An 18,314-nucleotide genomic window follows, 5' to 3' on the forward strand; every position below is an offset into this window, starting at 1 on the left:
GTGACGACCGTGGCCGACCTCCCCCGCGCCGGACTCGCTCGCGTCGTCGAGGAGCTCGGCAGCACGCTGCTCGACGTGGTCTGCGGCGAGGTGCAGCGCCCCGAGGAGATCGGCGGCGTGGTCATCGACGACCCGCTCGACGAGCCGGAGCTGCCCGAGCACGCACTGGTCCTCGGCGTCGGGCTGCACGAGCCGGCGTCGATCACGGCGGCGCTCGAGCGGCTGGGCGGGCAGGGCGCGCTCGGGCTCGTCGTCCGGGCGCCGGTGGAGGTGACCGACGAGCTCGCGGCGGCGGCTCGTCGTACGGGCGTCACGGTGCTCGCCCTCGCCCGCGGCGCCGCGTGGACGCACCTGGCCGGGATGATCCGCGGCCTCACCAGCGACGGTCCGCAGCTCGACCCCGAGCCGCTCGGGCGCACCGGCGCGGGGCTGCGCCAGGTGGTCGGCTACCAGTCCGGCCTCGACGACCTGTTCGCCGTCGCCAACGCCATCGCCGCCCTCGTCGACGCGCCGGTCACGATCGAGGACCGCAGCTCCCGCCTGCTCGCCTTCTCCAGCCGCCAGGAGGAGGCCGACACCTGGCGGGTGCAGACGATCCTGCGCCGCCAGGTGCCCGAGGAGTACACGCGCCAGCTCGAGGAGCAGGGCGTCTTCCAGGAGATCTACCGCTCGACGCGGCCGGTCTGGGTGCCGCCGCTGTCCGACGACGAGCCGTCCGGCAGCGGACGTGCGGCGATCGCCGTCCGCGCTGGCGACGAGATCCTCGGCACCATCTGGGCAGTCGTCAACGAGCCGATGGACGAGGCCCGCGGGCAGGCGCTGTACGACGCCTCGAAGCTGGTCGCGATGCACCTGGTGTGGGCGCGGGCCGACGCCGACGTCGAGCGACGGCTGCGGGCCGACCTGCTCAGCACCGCGCTGGAGAGCGGCCCGCGCACCGCGGAGACGCTGCGCCGGCTGGGGCTCAAGGACGAGCCGGCCGTGGTCCTCGCGCTGACCGTCGTCGGCGCGGGGACCGAGAGCCCGCTGCCCGCCCAGCTCGCCGTCGAGCGCAAGCGCGTCGCCGACGCGTTCGCGCTGCACCTGACCGCCGTGCACCCGCGCAGCGCCGCCGGCCTGGTCGGCGACGTCGCCTACGGCATCCTGCCGGTCGCGCGCGGCCGCAAGGACGGCGAGGAGCGCGCCGCCGAGATCGCCGCCGACTTCCTCTCCCGCGTCGACTCCCGGCTGCGCCCGCTCGTCGGCGTCGGTCCGCTCGCGGCGGGCAGCGCGTCCCTCAAGCGCTCCCGCACCGGCGCCGACCGCGCCCTGCGGGTCCTCCGCTCACGACCGGGCCAGCAGGTCGCCCGCCTCGACGACGTCCACCTCGAGGCGCTCCTGCTCGAGCTCGCCGACCGGGTCCCCCGCGGCGACATCCCCAGCGGCGCCGTCGCCCGGATCGTCGCCTACGACCAGGAGCACCAGAGCAGCCTGGTCGACACCCTGCGCGCCTGGCTGGACGCCTTCGGCGACGTCGCCATCGCCTCGGCCGCGATGTACGTCCACGCCAACACCTTCCGCTACCGGCTGCGCCGCGCCGCCGAGGTCGGCCGGCTCGACCTCACCGACCCGAACGCCCGGCTCGCGGCCATGCTGCAGCTGCGGCTGATGGACCTCACCGCTCCGGACTGAGCCCCAGCTGCTGGACCAGGAACCCCAGCCACTCGACGTCCTGCGCAAGCACCACCTCCGGGCTGGTCGCGGCTCCGTGACCGGCGTCCTCGAAGACGTGCAGCAGGATCGGGGCATCGCCCTGCTGGGCGGCCTGCAGGCGCGCGACGAACTTGCGGGCGTGCCACGGTCGGCAGCGCGGGTCGGTGGCACCGGCCTGCACGTAGACGGCCGGGAAGGTGCCCGGGTGGACCAGCTCGTACGGCGAGCGTCCGATCATCCGGCGTACGTCCACCGGGTCGTCGGGATCGCCCCACGCCTTGCGGATCACGAAGTCGAGGTACGGGTCCCGCATGCCGGCGACGAGGTCGAGCAGGGGCGCGCGCGGGAGGACGGCCCGCCACAGGTCGGGGCGGGTCGTGACGGCGACGCCGCACATCAGGCCGCCGTCCGAGCCGCCGGTGAGCGCGAGCCGGTCGGGCGTCGTACGACCGCTGGCGACCAGGTGCTCGGCGACGGCGACCAGGTCGTCGTCGCGGACGTGCTTGGTCTCGCGGTGCGCGGCGAGGTACCAGTCCCGGCCGAGCTCGCCACCACCACGCAGGTAGGCCTGGACGACGGTGCCGCCGGCGGCGACGAAGGCCGCCAGGTCGGGCTGGTACGACGGCAGGGTCGGCACGTTCGCGGCGCCGTACGCCGTGATCAGTGTCGGCGCCGCGCCGTTGCCCGCCGCCGCGGACCGGATGACGTGGAAGGGCACGAGCGTCCCGTCGGCAGCGGGCGTGGCGCCCTCCTCGACGACCGCGTCCAGCGTGACGGCCGGCGCCAGCAGGGTCTCGACCGCAGCGGTGACGGACCGGTGCCGGTGCACGCTCCAGGAGGTGGTGGGCGTGGAGAAGGCGAACAGGAAGTCGGGCGCGGGCGCACCGACGGCGAGGCCGGTGAGCGCGAAGAAGGGCGCAGCGAGGGCGCCGCGGCCGGGCAGCGGCACCTCCCCCAGCACACGCCCGGCGACGTCCAGGACCCGCACCCGCGCGAATGTCCGGTCCAGCTCGGCGAGGTAGAGGTGCTCTCCCACGGGCGTGATCGAGCGCAGCACGGTCGGTCCCTCGGGGACGAGCTCCTCCCAGGTGGAGGCGTCGTCGGCGCTCAGCGAGTCGAGCGGGATCGCGACCACCCTGCCGCGCGCCGCGCCGACGTCGGTGACCGCGACGTACCTGTCCCCGACCACGTGCCCGGCCACGGTGCCGGTGCAGGCGGTGACGAACGGCCGCCACCCCGACCCCGGCGAGGCCAGGTCCCGCACGGCCACGGGGACCGGGCTGCCGACCCGGTGCGCGGCCACCAGCCAGCGCCCGTCCGGCGACGGCTGCACCAGCGTGTACTCGCGCGATCCCTCGGGCACCGGGACCGGCTCGACCACGGTCGCGCCGGTGGTGAGCGAGTGGTGGAAGGTCGCCTGCACGAACTCCTCCGGCGTACCGGTCAGCGCGAGGAACCAGAAGCCTGCGCTGTCGGCCGCCCAGGAGACGCCGCCGGTCCAGGCGCTGTGCAGCACCTGCGGCGGCGCGGGCAGCCGTTGTCCGGAGGCGACGTCGAGGAGCCGGATCGTGTTGTGCTCGCTGCCGTCGGTGCACACGCCGATCGCCAGCACCCGGCCGTCGGGCGAGGGCGCCAGCCACGAGAGCACCGCACCCTCGTCGAGGACGACGACCGGATCACCCGCACCGTAGGGCTCCTCGGCCACCACGACCGTCCCCGCGACCGGCCGGAACCAGCGCCCCGCGGCGTGCCGGGGCAGCACGGGACGCGCCCCGGCGTCGTGCTCCTCGACCAGCGTGCGCAGGGCGACGCGGTCCTGCGCGCCGAGGATCGAGCCGGTCGCGACCTCGGCCTGCCGTCGCTGCCAGGCGTGGACCTCGTCGTCCTCGGCCTCCAGCCAGCGGTACGGGTCGGGCACGCAGACGCCCGCCTGGGTGGCGACGACGTCGACGGTCCGGCTCGGCGGGTACGGCGCCGCGAGCTCGCGCTCCAGCCGCTCGAAGGCGCCGGGCACGCGGTGCACCACGCCGAGGTCGAGGACCAGGTCGAACGCCTCGTCGTCCAGGACCGGGCCGGGGACGCCCTCCTCCAGTGCGACCGCCCAGTCGAACGGCCGCGTCGAGCGGTCGGTGATCCGGACGGCGGGGCCGGAGGTGAAGGTGGTGCCGACGACCACGAGGTCGTCCCCCAGTGCGTCGCCGAGCAGGCCCCCCAGGGTCGGGACGCCGTCGTACGGCGTGCGCTGGACGTGCCCGTCGTGCGCGCTCACCAGCACCCGCTCCTCGCGCTCCAGCACCCAGCGCACGGTGTCGGCCATGAACCGGTCGCGGTCGTGCCCGTCGGCGAACGCGAGGACCGACGCGGCCAGCCGCTCGGCGACCGGGTCCCCCACCGCCGTGCCGCGTGCAGCGAGATCCCGCAGGTCGGCCCGCAGCCGCTCGCGCTCGGCCTCGGACAGTCCGGCCCAGCGCAGCGCCGCCTCGACCCGGCCCCCGAGGTCGCTGCGGCGCAGGAGGTCCGGATCCCCCGCAGCTGCGGGGATCCGGGACATCAGGGCCCGCACCGCGGGCCCGGGAGAGGTCGAGCCACCGGACACGTCCATGCCGTGGACGCGCACACCACCGTGCGAGCGCAACCAGGAGAGCTGCCGGTGCACGGCAGCGCAGTGCCCGAACCCGTAGGAGATCCCGGCTGCCGCCGACTCCACCGAGCCGGGACCGCCGGCCACCCACGCGTCGAGCTCGAGCCCTTCGGCGAAGCCGGACTCCAGCACCAGTGCGGTGAACCCGAGGTCCTCCACGAGCACCCGGAACAGGTCGTCCCGGAGCTCGTGGAGCTCGGTGATGTTGTGGCCGGCCTCGCCGAGTGCCACCACGCGGGCGTCACCGATCGTGGTGCGCAGCGCGGCGAGGTCGGCCACGGACATCTCCTTCATCACTTCGTGAGGTACCACTGCTCCGGGCTGTAGAGGAAGCTCAGCAGCGCCTGGAACGACTCGGGCGGGCCGGACAGCGTGTCCTTCCACACCACCAGCGTGTGCGGCGTCGGGAAGAAGAGCACCGGCACGTCCTCGGAGATGGTGGTGATCTCCTTCGAGAGCACGGCGGGGTCCGCACCGAAGGTGGACTCGTCGATCAGCTCGTCGACCTCCTTGTTGGAGTAGCTGCCCAGGTTGAAGCTGCCCGTGGTGTTGAAGACGGTGTTGCTGCTCGGGTACCCGGCAGCCAGGTAGAGCGGACCGTAGTCCTGCATCGCCCACTCGTTCTTCGTGGCCGGCGCGAAGCTGTTGCCGTAGTTGGAGTACATGTAGTTCAGCGACTTGGTCACCACGTTGACCTCGATGCCGAGCTTCTTGGCCTCGGAGACGAACGCGACGTCCCGCGCGCCGACGTACGCCGGGGTGTTGGCCGAGGCCAGCGTGAACCTGATCTTCGCGCCCTGCGGGATGTCCGCTCCGCACTGGTCCTCGGCCGTGCCGGGGTTCTCGCAGGCGGTGGTGCCGTTGGGCTCGACCTTCCAGCCGTGGTCGGCGAGCAGCTTCCCGGCCGCCTCCGGGTCGTAGGGGTAGGGCGCCTTGTCGCCGAACTCCGGCGGGTACGGCGAGTCCGCGCCGGCGGTGCTGTAGTTCTCGGAGGCGGCGCCGTTGTAGATGCCGCGGCTCTCGACGTACCCCGGCTGGTCGATCAGGTGCTGCAGCGCCTGGCGCACGTAGGGCTGGGCGATGATCTTGTCGAAGTCGTCGACGGTGTTCTCGAAGTTGATGGTCAGCGAGTCGAAGCGGGCCGGCGCGGGGGCGCCGTACACGTGGTAGCCGTCCTTCTTGAGGGCGTCGATCTCGGTGACGTAGCTCGAGTCGAGCGTGCCGACGGTGAGCGTGCCGGCCTTGTACTGGTTGAGCACGGCCGAGGCGGAGGTGAACGCCTTGAAGTCGACCTGGTCGAGGCGCGAGTCGCCGGGGCCGTCGTACTCCTCGTTGGGCACCAGCGAGAACGAGCCGGTGGTCGAGTCGAAGGACTTCAGCCTGTAGGGGCCGCTGACGACCTGCCACAGCGGGTTGGTGGCGAAGCCGGCCTGGTCCTCGGACTGCTTGGTCAGGTAGGTGTAGATCGCCTTCGCGTTCTTCGGGTCGGTGAAGTCCAGCTGCTGGCCGCCGGTCTCGGCGATCGCCCACTCCTGCGACGGCATGACGTAGAGCAGCGCGAGCATCGAGAGCAGGTAGGACTCGTTGTAGGCCGTCTCGAGGTGGAAGGTCACCGTGTCGTCGGCGCTCGCCTCGGCGGTGACGCCGTCGGGGAACTGGCCCGGCGTGTAGAAGCTCCAGTTGCCGGGGCTCTTGTCGAGCGCCGCCTTGAGCAGGTCGAGGGAGAACACGACGTCGTCGGCGGTGACGGCGCGGCCGTTGGACCACCGGTGGTCCTTGAGCCTCACCGTGACGCTCTTGCGGTCCTCGCTGACCTCCGGCATCTCGGCCAGGCTCTGCTCGGGGTTGACGACCTGGTCGCCGGTGCCGCTGGTCCGGTACAGCCCGCGCCACATCAGGCCGCGCGCGATCACCGTGCCGTTGGCCGACGCCGGCGGGTACGGGTAGATGTAGTTGGGGCTCAGGCCCGGCGTGAGCGCGACGGTGATGGTGCCGCCGTCCTGGGGCTTGCCGGTCTCGGCCGGGATGTCCTTGTACTTCTTCGCGACGTCCTTCGTCGATGCTCCCTCGCTGGAGCATCCCGAGACGAGGAGGGCGACCACCGCGACCAGGGCCGCGCCGAGGCGGCCGGTTCGCTGTCCACGCAGGTGGGTCATGTCTTCTCCGCAGTGTGGGTGGGCTGTTGCGACGAGGTTGCACCAGCCGCGAGGAGCCCGGTTCGTCGGTGTCGACGATTCGTCGCCGATGCGTCGGTCCGGCTCGACAGGGCCGCGGTGGAGGCAGGATCCGGCTCAGTCGGCCTTGCGTCCGACCGCGTCGCGCAGCGCGTCGGCGAGCAGGTTGAGGGCGAGCACGGTGAGCACGATGAACCCGCCGACGGGGTAGATCAGCCACCAGTAGTCGGCCGAGATGTAGGTGACACCGCTGGCGAGCTGGCTGCCCCAGTCGGTCGTCGGGTAGCTCAGCCCGAAGCCGAGGAAGCCGAGCGCCGCGACCACGAGCACCGCGTCGGCCACCTGGAAGGTGACGTTGACGATGATGACGCCCATCGCGTTGGGGATCAGGTGGGTGAAGATGATCCGCCGGCGCGTGGCGCCCATCACCCGGGCTGCGAGGACGTACTCCCGCACCCGCAGGGTCAGCACCTCGCCGCGGACGAGTCGGGCGGAGATCAGCCACGAGAAGGCGCCGATCACCAGCGCGAGGCTCCACGCGTTCGCGTGGAAGCGGGCGGAGAGGATGAGGACGAAGAACAGGAAGGGCACCGACAGGAGCACGTCGACCATCCGCATCAAGAAGCCGTCGACGATCCCGCCGGCGAGGCCGGCCACGGCGCCGTACACGGTGCCGAAGGTGGTGGCGAAGACCGCGGCCAGCAGGCCGATCTGCAACGAGACCTGGCCGCCGGCCATCAGCCGGCCGAGGACGTCGAAGCCGTTGGTGTCGGTGCCGAGCGGGTGCCCGGGGCCGGGCGGCAGCGCGGCGTCGAGCAGGTTGACGTCGGTCTGGTTGGTCTTCCAGAACAGCGGCCCGAGGTAGCAGAAGGCGACGACCAGCAGGAGCAGCGCGCCACCGGCCAGGCCGAGCGGGTGGTGCCGCAGCCGGCGTACGGCGGCCCGGACGCCGGCCGGCGCGGGGGGCAGGTGCACGGACTCGGGGGTGGCGGGGACGGCGGTCATGAGGCGAGCTCGATCCTGCGGTCGGCCATGGCGACCGCGATGTCGGCGATGAAGTTGCCCGCGACGGTCAGCACACCGCCAATGAGGGTGTAGGCGAGGAGCACCGGGTAGTCCTCGCGTTGCAGGCTGTTGAGGAACAGCAGCCCCAGACCGGAGTAGTTGAACAGCGACTCGACGATCAGGTTGCCGGCCAGGAGCAGCGGGATCATCGTGCCGACCAGGGTGATCAGCGGCAGGCAGGCGTTGCGCAGCAGGTGCCGGGTGAGCACCAGCCTCTCGGGCAGGCCCTTGGCGCGTGCGACCCGGATGTAGTCCTGGCCGAGCTGGTCGAGTGCCGAGGAGCGCTGGTACTGGCTGAAGATCGCGATGCTCGTGACCGCGATGGTGACGACAGGCAGCGCCATCGATCGCGGGTCGGTGAACACCACCCACGGCGAGTGCGACTGCGAGGCCTCCGCCGGGAACAGGTCCAGCTGCTGGCTGAACACCGCGATCAGGACCAGGCCGAGCAGGAACGCCGGCGTCGCGTAGAGGACGTAGGCGAGGCCGGTGGCGACCCGGTCGACGACACTGTTGCGCTTGACGGCTTGCAGGATGCCCAGCGGGACGGCGATGAGCAGCGCCAGCACCAGCCCGGCGAGGGACAGCATCGCGCTGCGACCGGCGTTCTGCTGGAGCAGCGTGCCGACGTCCTGGTTGAGCTTGTAGGAGCGGCCCAGGTCGCCGTGCAGCAGCTGGCCGAGGTAGCTGAGGTACTGCACCACGACCGGGCGGTCGAAGCCGTGCTCGTGGTTGAAGTCGGCCACCGCCTGCGGGCTGGCGCGCTGGCCGAGCACCACCCGGCCGGGGCTGTCGGAGACCAGGTGCAGCAGGAAGAAGACGACGGCCGAGATGCCGAGGAGGACCACGGCGGAGACGGCGAGCCGCTTGGCGACGTACCAGGCCATGTCAGGACGCTCCGTTCGCGTTGGCGTGGTGGCAGGAGACGCTGTGCGTCGGCGTGAGCTGCAGCGGCAGCGGCTCGACCTCGGCGCAGACCTCGGTGGCGAGCGGGCAGCGGGTCCGGAACCGGCAGCCGCTGGGCGGGTCGAGCGGGCTGGGCAGCTCGCCGCGGACCCGCTCGGCACGCGGGGGCTGCGCTGTCGGCGCCGTCGGCGACGCCTCGGGTACGGCGGCCAGCAGGCCCGCCGTGTAGGGGTGGGCCGGTGCGGCGTACACCTCCTCGGCGGTGCCGCTCTCGACGAGCTTGCCGAGGTACATCACGCCGACCCGGTCGGCGAGGTAGCGGACGACGGCGAGGTCGTGGGAGATGACGACGCTGCTCAGCCCGCGCTCGCGCTGGATGCGGCGCATCAGGTTGAGCACCTGCGAGCGGATCGAGACGTCGAGCGCGCTGACGGGCTCGTCGGCGACGAGCACCGTCGGGTCGAGGGCGAGCGCCCGGGCCAGGGCGACACGCTGGCGCTGGCCGCCGGAGAGCTCGTGCGGGAACCGCTCGAGGACGGTGGCGGGCAGGCCGACGTCGGCGAGCAGGTCGCGGGCGGTGGCGGTACGTCCGGCGCGCGTGCCGATGCCCTGGATGGCGAGCGGCTCGCGCAGCACGGCGCCGATCCGCATCCGCGGGTCGAGGGCGGCGCTGGAATCCTGGAACATCATCTGCAGGCGGGCCCGGTGGCTGCCGAGCTCGCGGGGCTTCATGGTGGTGACCGAGCGGCCCTCGAAGACGACCTCCCCGGAGGTGGGCTGGTCGAGGGCGACGAGCATCCGGCCGAGCGAGGACTTGCCGCAGCCCGACTCCCCCACCAGGCCGAAGGTCTCGCCGGCGGCGACCTCGAAGCTGACGCCGGAGACCGCCTTCACCGTGCGCCTGGGACCGAACCAGCTGCCGTGGCCGGCGGGGTACTCCCGGTGCAGGTCGACGACGTCGAGCCTCGGGCCGGTCGCGACATCCGCCGTGGGGGCCGACGGCTCTGCGACGCGGACCGCGGTGTGCTGCACCGGGCCGGACGCCGGGTTCCAGCAGGCGAAGGCGTGGCTGCCCTCGGTCGTGACGGGCGGCTGCACGGTGCGGCACTCGTCGGTCGCTGCCGCGCACCGGGGCGCGAAGGCGCACCCGACCTGGGTGGCCGAGAGGTCCGGGGGGGTGCCGCCGATGCTGTAGAGCTCCTCGCCACGGTCGTGGGTGAGCGACGGGATCGAGGCCAGCAACGCCTGCGTGTACCGGTGCCGGGTGCGCTCGAAGAGGTCGGTGGTCGGCCCGGTCTCGGCCAGCCGGCCGGCGTACATGACACCGACGCGGTCGGCGTGGCGGGCGATCACGCCCATGTCGTGGGTGACCAGGATCATCGCCATCCCGAGCCGGGCACGCAGGTCGTCGAGCAGCTCGAGGATCTCGGCCTGGATGGTGACGTCGAGCGCGGTGGTGGGCTCGTCGGCGATGACGACCTTCGGCTCGCAGACCAGCGCCATCGCGATCATCACCCGCTGCCGCATGCCGCCGGAGAGCTGGTGCGGGTGGTCGTCCATCCGCTCGCCGGGGCGCGGGATGCCGACCAGGGCGAGCATCTCCTCGGCCCGCTGGCGGGCGGCCCGCTTCGAGAGGCCGAGGTGCAGGCGCGCGGGCTCGGCGACCTGGTCGCCGATCCGCCGGGTCGGGTTGAGCGCGGTGAGCGAGTCCTGGAAGACCATGGCGATGTCGTTGCCGCGGATCGCCCGGTACCTCGCGGGCTCCAGGCCGACCAGCTCGGTGCCGCCGAAGTCGATCGAGCCCTGCGTGACGCGGCCTCCGGACGGCAGCATCCCCATGATCGCCAGGCCGGTCATCGACTTGCCGGAGCCGGTCTCACCGACGATGCCGAGGGTCTCGCCGCGGTGCAGGTCGAGGCTGACGCCGGTGACCGGACGCACGACGCGCTCGCCGCGGCGGATCTTCACCGACAGGTCGCGGACGCTCAGCACCCGGTCGGTCGCCGGTGCGGGATCGGTGATCACTGCGGTGCTCTCCGTCGTGAGGTCTGCGGTGCGCTCTGCCACGCAACGATGGTGCGACGCGGGTCATGTCCGGTGTTGGTGCGGGCCGCCCGAGCTGGGGAGGGCGGTTCGTCGGCGGGGACGAACCGGCTCATGCGGATCGACCGGCCGGTCCGGGACGGCCCAGCTCGGCGACGTACAGGCGTCGTACGTTCGCACCGAGGACGGCGGTGACGTCGGGCTCCGCCCAGCCGCGGCGCAGCAGCGCCTCGGTGACGAGCGGCAGGCCCGCGGGGCCTTCGAGGCCGGGCAGGTACGCGTCGGCGGGCACGCCCTCGACGAGGGTGACCTCGCAGCACGGCGGCGTCGTGTCGGCCAGGACCTCCTTGACGAAGTCCGGGCCGAGCCCGACGTGCTCGACACCGGCGACGGACACGACGTGCTCGAGGTGGTCGACGAGGCGGTCGATCGAGAAGTCGGTGGCGTGGAGGTAGGGCGCGAAGAAGTTCACGCACACGACGCCTCCCCCGGCGGCGATCCCGCGGATCTGCGCGTCGGTCAGGTTGCGGTGGTGGTCGAGGGGGGCACGCGCCGAGGAGTGGGTGGCGATCACCGGACGGGTCGCCAGCTCGAGGACGTGCTCGACGCCGGCGGCCCCGAGGTGGCTGACGTCGAGGAGCATCCCGATCCGCTCCATCTCCTGCAGGGCCGCGACACCGGCCCTCGTCAGCCGGCCGCCCGTGCCGTCCTCACCGCTGCCGTCGGCGAGCGCGGTCCGGCCGAAGTGGGCCAGCGACGCGACGCGGACCCCCAGCCGGAACAGGGTCTCCAGCAGCTCGACGTCGTCGCCGATGCCCGGTGCGCTCTCGAGGGCGAGGACCAGTGCGGTCCGGCCCCGGGCCAGGGCGTCGTCGATGTCCGCTCCGTCGCGGCACAGCGCGACCTCGTCGGCGTTGCCCTCGGCCAGCCGGTGCGCGGCCTCGATCATCCGCAGCGTGCGGCGCAGCGCCCCCTCGGGCCGGTACGGGTCCTCGATGAACACCGGCAGTGTCTGCAGGTCGACGCCGCCGGCGCGCAGCTGCGGCAGCCACTGCTCGCGGAAGAAGGACGCCCACCGCTCGACCGGGCGGGCGACGACCGCGCAGAGCAGGTCGTTGTGGGTGTCGGCGACGACGGCCTCGTCGTGGAGCCTGCGGGCGTCGGTCATCGGGTCCTCCGGTCGGCTCGTCCGGTGTGCAGGTACGCCGCCCGCCCCGTGCCGTCGTCACCGAGGAAGGCCACCGGCTGGTGCACGCCGCCCTCGGGCTCGAGCGGCCACAGCGTCTCACCGCGCCAGGCGACCAGCTCGGTGCGGTAGGGCGGCTCGTCGATCTCGGCCAGCACGCCGAGCGGTGTGCGGTCCAGCCACAGGCGCCCCTGCCCGTCCTGGCTGACCACCGTCTGCCCGACCTCGGAGGCGTAGGTGCCGGCGTACCGGGTCGGGTCGGGGGTGGAGATCGTCGCGGGCGGCTCGGGGGCGGGCGGCAGGTCGACGCCGGCGAGCTCGCGGAGCACGTGGCCGGTCACCGCGCGGTGGAGCAGCTTGGCGGGTCCGCCGTTGGTGAGCACCGCCACCGCGAGGTCGTGCTCGGGCAGCAGTCGCAGGAAGGCGGACTGGCCGATGGTGTTGCCGTCGTGGCCGACGATCGGCGTCGGGGCGAGCCGGAAGAGCTCCCAGCCCAGTCCCCACGCCTCGCCCTGGCCGAGGTCGGGCAGGGCGACCTGGGGCGTCCGCATGCCCGCCAGCGCAGGGTTCTCGAGGTGGTGGCGGGCGAACGCGACCAGGTCGCGGGCACGCATCGCGAGCATCGAGCCGGCCGGGGCGTTGGAGCGCGCCAACGCCCACACGTCGGTCGGCCGGCCGTCGACGTGGCCGACCGCGGTGCGGTGCAGCACCGCCTCGTAGGGGTCGGTCGCGGCGCTCGTCATGCCGAGCGGGTCGAGCAGGTGGGCCCGCAGGCAGGTGTCGTACGGCGCTGCGCGGACCACCTCGACCAGCCGGCCCAGGACGCAGAACCCGGCGTTGTTGTAGGACCACATCTCGCCGGGCGGGAACAGCTGGGGGACCTCGGAGAGCAGGTCGACGTACTTCTCCACGCAGTCGTCGCCCTTGCCGGTGTCGGTGAACACGTCGCCCTCGAAGCCGGCGGTGTGGGTGAGCAGCTGGCGGACGGTGAGGGTCGCGGCGGCCGACTCGTCCCCGAGGCGCAGCCCGGGCAGCCACGTGCGCACGGGGCGATCGAGGTCGACCAGGCCCTCGTCGACGAGCTGCTGGACGAGGGTCGCGGTGAGCACCTTGGTGATCGAGCCGACCTGGAAGATCGCGTCCGTCGTGGCGGTCACGCCGGTCGCGGCGCTCAGGGTGCCGGCGGCGGCGTCGACGACCTCGTCGCCGTGGGCGACCGCCACCGCGGCCGCGGGCACCCCCGTCCCTTCGAGCAGCTCCGGAAGGCGTCGCTCCAGCCAGTCGTCGATCCCGCGCATGCGCGCAGCCTAGGCGGGCCGGACGGCCGGACCTTCGTCGATCAGGACCGGCTCACCGGGCCGGTTTGGTCGCCTCCACCAACCCGATCTGGATCACGTCGATCGCCGCAGCGGCGGAGGCGAGGAGCCGCTTGGTCAGCCGGGCGTCGACCTTGCCCTCGGCGGCGGCCCGCTGCACCTCGCGGGTCATCCCGCGCGTGGTGCCGACCAGCGCCGAGGCGACGGCCCAGGAGCGCAGGTCGTCGCCGAGCTCGTCGACCAGGAGCTCGCGCAGGGCGCAGACGGCACGGTCCGCCTCGAGCCGCTCGCGCGCCTGCAGGCTCGGGCTGTCCTGCACGATCCGGGCGATCCGGGACAGGCTGGCGAGCACCGGGGAGGCGGGGTCGGCGAGCACGCCGCGGGGCTGCAGGACGTGGTCCCGGAAGGCGCTGACGACGCGCTGGCCCGCCGGGCGGTCGCGCACGGCGGCCAGCAGGTGCTCGTTGAAGGCCGCCATCCCGTCGTAGATCAGGTCCTCCTTGGCCGGGAAGTAGTTGAACACCGTGGCGGTGGAGACGTCGGCGGCGACGGCGATGTCGGCGACCGGGACCTGCTCGAACCCGCGCTCGGCGAACAGCTCGATCGCGGCCTCGGTGATCCGCTGTCGCGTCTCCTGCTTCTTGCGCTCACGCAGTCCCGGCTCGGCCATGCCGGCACCCTACCTTGACTTTGCTCCACTCCAAACTTAGAGTCACTATAAATTTGTATCGACGACACGAAAGGAGAGCGGTCATGAGCCAGACCGCCACCCCCGCCGCCGCACCCGCCGCGGCACCGCTCGACCGGACGGCCCGCACCGTCATCGCCGTGGTCGTGCTCGGCATGATCACCACCGTCCTCGACGCGACCATCGTCAGCGTCGCGACCGACCGCCTCGCGGCCGAGTTCAGCGTCTCCCTCACCACCGTCCAGTGGGTGATGACCGGCTACCTGCTGGCCTTCACCGCCACGATCCCGCTCGCCGGCTGGGCGATGGACCGCTACGGCGCCCGCCGCGTCTGGCTGCTCGCCGTCGGCGTCTTCACCCTCGGCTCGCTGCTCTGCGGCGCCGCGTGGTCGGCCCCGTCCCTGATCGGGTTCCGGGTCCTGCAGGGCGCCGGCGCCGGCCTGGTCAGCCCGGTCGGCATCGCCATGGTGGCCCGCGCGGTCGGCCCGCAGCGGATGGGCCGGGCGATGGCCGTCGTCGGCATCCCGATGATGCTCGGCCCGATCCTCGGACCGGTCATCGGCGGCGTCCTCATCGACAGCGTCGACTGGCGCTGGATCTTCCTGGTCAACATCCCGGTCGGCCTCGCCTGCCTGGCCTGGTCGGTCCGCGCCCTCGCCGACCCCCGGGGCGCCGGTCGCGAGCGGCTCGACGTCCTGGGCCTGGCCCTGCTCTCCCCCGGTCTGGTCGCCCTGGCGTACGGCGTCACCGCCCTCGCCGGCCCCACCGGCTCGTCGGCCGAGGCGGTGGCCGGGATCGCCGGTGGCGTCGTGCTCCTCGTCGCCTTCGTCGCCCACGCCCTGCGCACCGACCGGCCCCTGGTCGAGCTGCGCCACTTCGCCACCCGCGGCTTCGCCACCGCGACCGCGGTGCAGTTCCTCGCCGTCGGCGTCCTGACCGGCGCGGGCTTCCTGCTGCCGCTCTACCACCTCCTCGCCCGCGGCGAGACCGAGCTGCAGACCGGGCTCCTGCTGGTCCCGCAGGGCGTCGGTGCCGCCCTGGCGATGGCCCTGACCGGCCGGCTGGTCGACCGCGGTCGTGGCCGGGCCGTCGTGCTCACCGGCGTCGGACTGCTGGTCGCCGGCTTCCTCGGCTACACCGCCGTCGGCACCGACCCCGGTCAGGTGTTCCTCGGGATCGCCCTGTTCGCGATCGGCCTGGGCGCCGGCTGCATCTTCGCGCCGACCAGCGCTGCGGCCTACGCAGCCCTCGACCACGCCGCCATCCCCCGCGCCACCACGACGATGAGCATCGCCCAGCGCACCGGAGGCGTCGTCGCCACCGCGGTCTTCGCCACCGTCCTGCAGCACCAGCTGTCCGCCACCGCCGTCCCCGCCGACGCGTTCGGAGCCGCCTTCTGGTGGCCGCTGGCCGTCGCCGTCCTCGCCGTCGTCCCGGCCGTGCTGCTGCCGGGCCGGAGGCACACTGGAACCGAAGGAGCCTGACCATGTCCATCGAGCTCAACCACACGATCGTCCACGCCAGCGACCGCGACGTCACCGCGGCCTTCCTCACCGACGTCCTCGGCCTCCCCGAAGCGCCGGTCTACGGCCCCTTCCGGGTCGTCGAGCTCGGCAACGGCGTCAGCCTCGACATCGTCGCCCACCCCGGCCCGGTCACCGTCCAGCACTACGCCTTCCTCGTCGGCGACGACGAGTTCGACGCGATCCACGCCCGCATCCTCGAGCGTGGCCTGAGCTTCTGGGCCGACCCGTTCCACCGGCAGGAGGGCGTGATCAACCGCAACGACGGCGGCCGCGGCCTCTACTGGTCGGACCCCGACGGCCACAACCTGGAGATCATCACCGTGCCCTACGGCGGCTGATCCCTCGTCGAGACGGGGTCAGGACATGTGGGTCAGGACATGGGGGTCAGGACATGTGGGGGTAGCGGTGGTCGGTCGGGGGGACGAGGGTCTCCTTGATCGACCGGGGCGAGGTCCAGCGCAGCAGGTTGAGGGCGGAGCCGGCCTTGTCGTTGGTGCCGGAGGCGCGGCCGCCGCCGAAGGGCTGCTGGCCGACGACGGCGCCGGTGGGCTTGTCGTTGACGTAGAAGTTGCCGGCGGCGAAGCGCAGGTGGTTGCTGGCCCAGTCGATGGCAGCACGGTCGGTGGCGAGGACCGACCCGGTCAGCGCGTACGGCGCCGCGGACTCGGCCTGCTTCACGACCTCCTCGAACGCGCCGGGGCGGCTGTCGTCGTAGACGTGGACGACGAGGATCGGGCCGAAGTACTCGGTCGAGAACATCTCGTCGCTCGGGTCCTCGGCGACCACGACCGTGGGGCGGACGAAGTACCCGACGCTGTCGTCGGCCGTGCCGCCCGCGACGACCTGCAGGCCGGGGGTGGCGGCAGCGCGCTCGAGAGCGGCCTTGTGCTTGGCGAACGCCCGGGCGTCGATGACCGCGCCGGTGAAGTTCGAGAAGTCGGTGGGGTCGCCGACGGGCAGCGCGTCGGTCTGCGAGGCCAGGTCGGCGCCCATCCGCGCCCACAGCGAGGCCGGGACGTAGGCACGCGAGGCGGCCGAGCACTTCTGGCCGGAGAACTCGAAGGCGCCGCGGATCAGCGCGGTGCGCAGCACGTCGGGGTCGGCCGACGGGTGGGCGATCACGAAGTCCTTGCCACCGGTCTCGCCGACCAGGCGCGGATAGGTCCGGTACGACGGCAGGTTGGCCCCCACGCTCGCCCAGAGCTTCTGGAAGGTCGCGGTGGATCCGGTGAAGTGGATGCCGGCCAGGTCGGGGTGGGCGAGGGCGACCTCGGAGACGGCGAGCCCGTCGCCGGGCAGCATGTTGATGACGCCCGGCGGCATGCCGGCCTCCTCGAGCAGCTCCATGGTCAGCGACGCGGCGAGCTGCTGGGTGGGCGACGGCTTCCAGATCACGGTGTTGCCCATCAGCGCGGGCGCGGTGGGCAGGTTGCCGGCGATCGCGGTGAAGTTGAAGGGCGTGATCGCGTAGACGAAGCCCTCGAGCGGGCGGTGGTCGGTGCGGTTCCAGATGCCGGGGGCGTTGGCGATCGGCTGCTCGGCGAGGACCTGCCGGGCGAAGTGGACGTTGAACCGCCAGAAGTCGATCAGCTCGCACGCGGCGTCGATCTCGGCCTGGAAGGAGGTCTTCGACTGTCCGAGCACGGTGGCGGCGTTGAGCCTCTGGCGCCACGGGCCGGCGAGCAGCTCGGCGGCGCGCAGGATCACGGCGGCGCGCTCGTCGAAGGGCATCGCCTGCCAGCCGGGGGCGGCCTCGCGGGCGGCGGCGATCGCGGACTTCGCGTCGTCGGCGGTGCTGTTGCGCAGCACGCCGAGGACCTTCTGGTGCGCGTGCGGCTGGACGACGGCGATCTCCTCGCCGCCGCCGACGACCTTCTCGCCGCCGATGTGCGCGTCGAGCTGGCGCGTCGTACCGCCGAGGGCGTCGAGCTGGGCGACCAGCGCGTCCCGCTCGGCGCTGCCGGGTGCGTAGGTCAGGTTGGGCTCGTTGACGGGAGCCGGCGGGGTGGTGATGGCGTCCATCTCAGGTCCTCTCTCAGGAAGCGGCGGGATCAGCGGTGCGCGAGGGCGCGCAGGAAGAAGGCGACGTTGGCGGGGCGCTCGGCGAGCCGACGCATGAAGTACCCGTACCAGTCGGTGCCGAACGGGATGTAGACGCGCATCCGGTGCCCGTCGTCGACCATCCGCTGCTCGAGCTCGGGGCGCACGCCGTACAGCATCTGCGCCTCCCATCGGTCGGCACCGCGCCCGGCGGCCACCGCCGCGGACACAGCGCGGTCGAGCATCGCCGGGTCGTGGGTGGCGATCATCGGGTAGCAGTCGGAGGCCATCAGCGCGTCGATCGCCCTCTCGTAGGCGTGGTCGACCTCCACCTTGCGCTGCAGGGCCACCGACTCGGGCTCGCGGTAGGCGCCCTTGACCAGGCGGATCCGGGCGCCGGAGCCGTCGAGGTCCGCGATGTCGCCGGGGGTACGACGCAGGTTGGTCTGCAGCACGTTCCCGACGGACGGGTACGTCGCGCGCAGGGCGTTGCCGATCGCGAGCGTGGAGTCGACGGTCGTGTGGTCCTCCATGTCGAGGGTGACCGTGCACCCCAGGGCCGCGGCGGCCCCGGCGATCTCCGCCGCGTGGTCGGTGGCGATCGTCGTACCGTCGGGCAGGGCCTGGCCCATCGCGGACAGCTTGAGCGAGACGTCGGCGCCGGCGGCGCAGCCGGCCTCGTCGAGCGCGGTGAGCAGGGTGCGGTAGGCGTCGCGCATCGCGCGGGCGCCGGCCAGGTCGAGGACGTCCTCGCCGAGCACGTCGATGGTGACCGCGCGGCCGGTGGCGACCAGGCCGCGGGTGGCCTCGACCGCGTCGGCGGTGGTCTCGCCGGGCACGAACCGGTCGACGACCCGGCGGGTGACGGGGAACGACTCGACCGCACGACGGGCGCGAGCGCTGCGCGAGGCGCGGTTCAGCGTGTGACTCAACGTGTGACTGAGTGCCTGGTCCAGCATGCTTCCACGCTAGGAGCGTGCCGGGTCACACGGAACGGACACCTGTCACATCTTTCGGGCGCCGACGTGTGACACTTG

13 protein-coding genes are annotated in these 18,314 nt (G+C 73.0%); 3 read left to right on the forward strand and 10 right to left on the reverse strand.

Annotated features, from left to right (window positions below):
* On the forward strand, nucleotides 1-1,671 hold the full coding sequence (locus BJ958_RS10705; RefSeq protein WP_273518083.1) for a helix-turn-helix domain-containing protein: 1,671 nt from the start codon (nucleotides 1-3) through the stop codon (nucleotides 1,669-1,671).
* On the opposite strand, the gene BJ958_RS10710 is transcribed toward BJ958_RS10705, so the two are convergent.
* From BJ958_RS10710 to BJ958_RS10745, 8 genes are all read right to left on the reverse strand, one after another.
* Nucleotides 1,655-4,612 (reverse strand): prolyl oligopeptidase family serine peptidase, encoded by a 2,958-nt coding sequence (locus BJ958_RS10710; RefSeq protein WP_179726819.1) that lies wholly within the window; start codon nucleotides 4,610-4,612, stop codon nucleotides 1,655-1,657. The genes BJ958_RS10705 and BJ958_RS10710 overlap by 17 nt on opposite strands.
* A gap of 14 nt (nucleotides 4,613-4,626) precedes the next feature.
* On the reverse strand, nucleotides 4,627-6,489 hold the full coding sequence (locus BJ958_RS10715) for an ABC transporter substrate-binding protein (protein WP_179726820.1): 1,863 nt from the start codon (nucleotides 6,487-6,489) through the stop codon (nucleotides 4,627-4,629).
* Between the two features lie 135 nt (nucleotides 6,490-6,624).
* Nucleotides 6,625-7,512 (reverse strand): ABC transporter permease, encoded by an 888-nt coding sequence (locus tag BJ958_RS10720; protein ID WP_179726821.1) that lies wholly within the window; start codon nucleotides 7,510-7,512, stop codon nucleotides 6,625-6,627.
* Nucleotides 7,509-8,459 (reverse strand): ABC transporter permease, encoded by a 951-nt coding sequence (locus BJ958_RS10725; RefSeq protein WP_179726822.1) that lies wholly within the window; start codon nucleotides 8,457-8,459, stop codon nucleotides 7,509-7,511. Before BJ958_RS10725 ends, BJ958_RS10720 begins: the two co-directional genes overlap by 4 nt.
* 1 nt (nucleotide 8,460) lies before the next feature.
* Entirely contained in the window at nucleotides 8,461-10,545 is a 2,085-nt protein-coding gene (locus BJ958_RS10730) for an ABC transporter ATP-binding protein (protein ID WP_343052638.1), read from the reverse strand.
* Nucleotides 10,546-10,633: 88 nt separating this feature from the next.
* Nucleotides 10,634-11,689, reverse strand: coding sequence for a dipeptidase (locus BJ958_RS10735; RefSeq protein ID WP_179726823.1), 1,056 nt, complete (start codon nucleotides 11,687-11,689; stop codon nucleotides 10,634-10,636).
* The gene (locus tag BJ958_RS10740) at nucleotides 11,686-13,005 is read right to left on the reverse strand and encodes a serine hydrolase domain-containing protein (RefSeq protein WP_179726824.1); all 1,320 of its coding nucleotides are present in this window, start codon (nucleotides 13,003-13,005) and stop codon (nucleotides 11,686-11,688) included. Before BJ958_RS10740 ends, BJ958_RS10735 begins: the two co-directional genes overlap by 4 nt.
* A gap of 52 nt (nucleotides 13,006-13,057) precedes the next feature.
* The gene (locus tag BJ958_RS10745) at nucleotides 13,058-13,693 is read right to left on the reverse strand and encodes a TetR/AcrR family transcriptional regulator (RefSeq protein ID WP_179726825.1); all 636 of its coding nucleotides are present in this window, start codon (nucleotides 13,691-13,693) and stop codon (nucleotides 13,058-13,060) included.
* Nucleotides 13,694-13,776: 83 nt separating this feature from the next.
* On the opposite strand from BJ958_RS10745, the gene BJ958_RS10750 reads away from it, so the two are divergent.
* Nucleotides 13,777-15,195, forward strand: a complete 1,419-nt coding sequence (locus BJ958_RS10750; RefSeq protein WP_179726826.1) for a DHA2 family efflux MFS transporter permease subunit — start codon at nucleotides 13,777-13,779, stop codon at nucleotides 15,193-15,195.
* 2 nt (nucleotides 15,196-15,197) lie between these two features.
* Entirely contained in the window at nucleotides 15,198-15,575 is a 378-nt protein-coding gene (locus tag BJ958_RS10755; RefSeq protein WP_179726827.1) for a VOC family protein, read from the forward strand.
* A 46-nt stretch (nucleotides 15,576-15,621) separates the two neighbouring features.
* Here the strand turns inward: BJ958_RS10755 and pruA are convergent, their stop codons facing one another.
* Nucleotides 15,622-17,259, reverse strand: a complete 1,638-nt coding sequence (gene pruA / locus BJ958_RS10760) for an L-glutamate gamma-semialdehyde dehydrogenase (protein ID WP_179726828.1) — start codon at nucleotides 17,257-17,259, stop codon at nucleotides 15,622-15,624.
* 29 nt (nucleotides 17,260-17,288) lie between these two features.
* Nucleotides 17,289-18,236, reverse strand: a complete 948-nt coding sequence (locus BJ958_RS10765) for a proline dehydrogenase family protein (RefSeq protein WP_179726829.1) — start codon at nucleotides 18,234-18,236, stop codon at nucleotides 17,289-17,291.
* Nucleotides 18,237-18,314 lie beyond the last annotated feature (78 nt).

The organism is Nocardioides kongjuensis, from assembly GCF_013409625.1.
In the GTDB taxonomy this organism is placed as follows: Bacteria; Actinomycetota; Actinomycetes; order Propionibacteriales; family Nocardioidaceae; genus Nocardioides; species Nocardioides kongjuensis.

Bases quoted from the DNA above. Each gene is read 5' to 3' on its own strand.
- BJ958_RS10715 (WP_179726820.1), bottom strand. From the start codon at position 6,489: ATGACCCACCTGCGTGGACAGCGAACCGGCCGCCTCGGCGCGGCCCTG.
- BJ958_RS10720 (WP_179726821.1), bottom strand. From the start codon at position 7,512: ATGACCGCCGTCCCCGCCACCCCCGAGTCCGTGCACCTGCCCCCCGCG.
- BJ958_RS10725 (WP_179726822.1), bottom strand. From the start codon at position 8,459: ATGGCCTGGTACGTCGCCAAGCGGCTCGCCGTCTCCGCCGTGGTCCTC.
- BJ958_RS10735 (WP_179726823.1), bottom strand. From the start codon at position 11,689: ATGACCGACGCCCGCAGGCTCCACGACGAGGCCGTCGTCGCCGACACC.
- BJ958_RS10740 (WP_179726824.1), bottom strand. From the start codon at position 13,005: ATGCGCGGGATCGACGACTGGCTGGAGCGACGCCTTCCGGAGCTGCTC.
- BJ958_RS10745 (WP_179726825.1), bottom strand. From the start codon at position 13,693: ATGGCCGAGCCGGGACTGCGTGAGCGCAAGAAGCAGGAGACGCGACAG.
- BJ958_RS10750 (WP_179726826.1), top strand. From the start codon at position 13,777: ATGAGCCAGACCGCCACCCCCGCCGCCGCACCCGCCGCGGCACCGCTC.
- BJ958_RS10755 (WP_179726827.1), top strand. From the start codon at position 15,198: ATGTCCATCGAGCTCAACCACACGATCGTCCACGCCAGCGACCGCGAC.
- pruA (WP_179726828.1), bottom strand. From the start codon at position 17,259: ATGGACGCCATCACCACCCCGCCGGCTCCCGTCAACGAGCCCAACCTG.
- BJ958_RS10765 (WP_179726829.1), bottom strand. From the start codon at position 18,236: ATGCTGGACCAGGCACTCAGTCACACGTTGAGTCACACGCTGAACCGC.